The sequence below is a fragment of the Paraburkholderia ribeironis genome (genome assembly GCF_900019265.1).
GTDB classification, from domain to species: Bacteria; Pseudomonadota; Gammaproteobacteria; order Burkholderiales; family Burkholderiaceae; genus Paraburkholderia; species Paraburkholderia ribeironis.
Window position 1 is genome coordinate 1 of record NZ_CYGX02000184.1, and the last position, 2,575, is coordinate 2,575.

The 2,575-nt window shown below is 57.4% G+C and carries 3 protein-coding genes; all 3 read right to left on the reverse strand.

Going from position 1 to position 2,575, the window contains the following annotated elements:
• Nucleotides 1–341: 341 nt before the first annotated feature.
• Nucleotides 342–1,598, reverse strand: coding sequence for an OmpA family protein (locus BN2475_RS33010; protein ID WP_094783505.1), 1,257 nt, complete (start codon nucleotides 1,596–1,598; stop codon nucleotides 342–344).
• Nucleotides 1,598–2,101, reverse strand: coding sequence for a hypothetical protein (locus BN2475_RS33015; RefSeq protein ID WP_159444650.1), 504 nt, complete (start codon nucleotides 2,099–2,101; stop codon nucleotides 1,598–1,600). Before BN2475_RS33015 ends, BN2475_RS33010 begins: the two co-directional genes overlap by 1 nt.
• On the reverse strand, nucleotides 2,076–2,575 hold a 500-nt coding region (locus tag BN2475_RS34490; protein ID WP_159444651.1), incomplete at its 5' end, for a hypothetical protein. The genes BN2475_RS34490 and BN2475_RS33015, both read right to left, overlap by 26 nt.

Genomic DNA, 2,575 nt, shown 5'->3' on the forward strand with positions numbered 1-2,575 from the left:
TTAATGATACGGCGACCACCGAGATCTACACTAGATCGCTCGTCGGCAGCGTCAGATGTGTATAAGAGACAGCTACCGCGCGAGCGGTTTAGTCCTTCGACCATCTCCAGCCGTTCGCCCGCGCGCCTATACTGACACTCAAACGTCGGCTTCGCTCGGACAGCGGACGGTTCAACGTCTGAATTGAGCGACGTCTTCGCGGCCGGTTAGACGGCAGGGATAAGGTGGATCGAAGCCGACGAAGACGACCGATTTTCAATTTGAGTCACGCGGCTTTGCAATCGTCTTCGCTGGTTAGCACCGTGGCGTGGCGCGTTGACGTGTCGTGTGGCGAAGGAGGCCTATTTCAACGCGGATTCCAGGTATGGAAGGTTCTGGTGCACCCACCAACCCATCGCATCCGTCGGCAAGCGCATCGTGAGCGTGTGCGACGAGTCCTTCAGTTTGTCCCAGAGCCATGCGCGCCATTGGTCGGGGTGTCTTCCGTGATAGGCCCACGTCAGTGCGCCGGGGTTCCTGCGGATATCGATGTCGTGCTCCTTCGCCTCGTCGGCGATGAGCGCCATGATCGCGCCGATGTACTGGATGGCTATCTCGTCGTTCCCTTCGAGCAGCGTCCTTCGTTCGTCAGCTCGGCAATGCGGCATGTAGTTGCCCTCCACCGCGACTGCCCAAAAAAAATCGGCCTGCCCGTTCTGCCCGTACCGACGACGATCCATCTCGTTCTCGGGGATGTGGATCTTCCCCACGATCTGATCCTTCCCGAGCCAGTTTAACTCGACCGGATATGGATTTTGGAGTCCCTCCCATGCGATCGCGCCAGCGATGGCCCTCGCATCGACGTTTCGCTGCGCCGCCACTCGCTTGATCGTCCGCGCATGGTCCGCGATCCAGAACCAAACCGAGTTGCGTGGTGAGTCCGTGTTTGGACTGCGGCCGCGAAGCTCGAAGGATGGATACGGCAGGTAGCCCTCAACGAACTCACGCCGTGCCAGTTGATTGAAAAATTTTCCTTTGGCTCGGGACTTTGCTTCGGGTGGCGCCGGCCCGATCTCAGGATAGTCCGCGTACCGATTGTCGAGGCTGCGATGAAGAATCGCGCGCACCGGGTCCTCGCTCGCACCGACGTCGATCGTCGCGCTTCGCGCCGCGGTCTTCTGGTCGGGTGTCGCATGCATGTTCGGGTGCGGGTTCGGCGTCTCGCGCGACGTCGTCGTTTGGATCCAGTCGGGGGGAACGTCGTGCTTGACGAGGTAGTCCTTGACCGCCTTGGCGCGCTCGGATGCGTAGTACTGCGGTCCCTTTCCAGGCTTGACCGAGTCGCTGGCGTGACCGGTCACCGTGACGGTCGGATGGGTCGTGCGCGTTCCTGCCTCGTACTCTTTGCGCTCCCGCCGGATCCGGTCGACGACGGGCCCGAGCTTCTTGTCGAGGTCCTTCTCGAATCCCTTCTTCTTCAGATTCGACTTGCCGACATCGAACCCGACTACGTTGTAGATCTTGCCGGGCTTGATCGTCTGGACCGCGCCTAGCTTGGCGTTGCGCTCAATGCCGCGATTGGCGACACCGCGAGCACGCTCCGACGCATCGTCCACCATTACTGCCCCGCGTCCACGGTAACTGATTGACCCGACCCGATGACTACGACCTTGTCGATGTCTGGGTCGCCAAGCTCATTGGATACGAGCCGCGATGCGAGCCTTAGATTCTCGAGTTCGGCGTGTCGCACCTCTGCCTGCGCTTTCTTGACATCAACGGCGCGATGGATCAACTTGAAATCCTCAAGCAACGGGTGTGTACCAGGAAGTGCCTCGATATACAGCGAGTTACTGGGTACGATGATCTCATCGTTTTCATCTTCCAGCATTCTGCGCATGATTTCCTTGAACTGATCTTCGTTCTCGGAAAACGAATCCGGGTTATCTTTGGCGATCTGCGTGTAAGCGGCTTGCAAATCGCTAAGCGACATGCCAGCGAGCGGATCGGGGTCCTTGGCTTGTACGCTGCCGCCCCCCGGCCGCTCCGGATCGATTGTGAAAGTCAGATAGTCCTTGATCATAAACCAGTTCATGTAATTAAAATTCACGACTGGAAACATCATGTAGTTTCCTTTGAATCCAAGCAGGGTGTCGATGTCCGCAACCTGGTGAAGCTTTAGCGTTGCATCTTCGATCTTCGATCTTCGGCTGCGGGAAGTCGCTGATTGCGAGATACGCCTTGGAAGCGTCGAGTGCACTGTTGACAACGGCTCCGGCGGACTCATCAGCAGCCACGGAAACTGTTGTCTGATGCGAAAACACCGGCACATCGATGTCGTAAAGACGGAAGTAGCGCTGGTCCGGTGGCTCATATGTCCATATAGCCTGCATGTAGTAGATAATGTTGTCCTTCACATGTATGCGTAGTCGGTCGATGTCTGCCACCTTGCCGAAATGATCCTTGGCTGCAGCGACATATTTGTCGATGGCAAGCTGAAGTGCGGTGGTTTCCGTTTTGAGCTGGGAAAGCAACTGATTCACCTTGGTCTGTGCCCGGTCGAGTGCATCTTTTGCGAAGTGAAGTTGACCCAGAAAAA

Excerpts from the sequence above, each read along its gene's own strand:
- BN2475_RS33010 (WP_094783505.1), bottom strand. The coding sequence starts at position 1,598 with ATGGTGGACGATGCGTCGGAGCGTGCTCGCGGTGTCGCCAATCGCGGC.
- BN2475_RS33015 (WP_159444650.1), bottom strand. The coding sequence starts at position 2,101 with ATGATGTTTCCAGTCGTGAATTTTAATTACATGAACTGGTTTATGATC.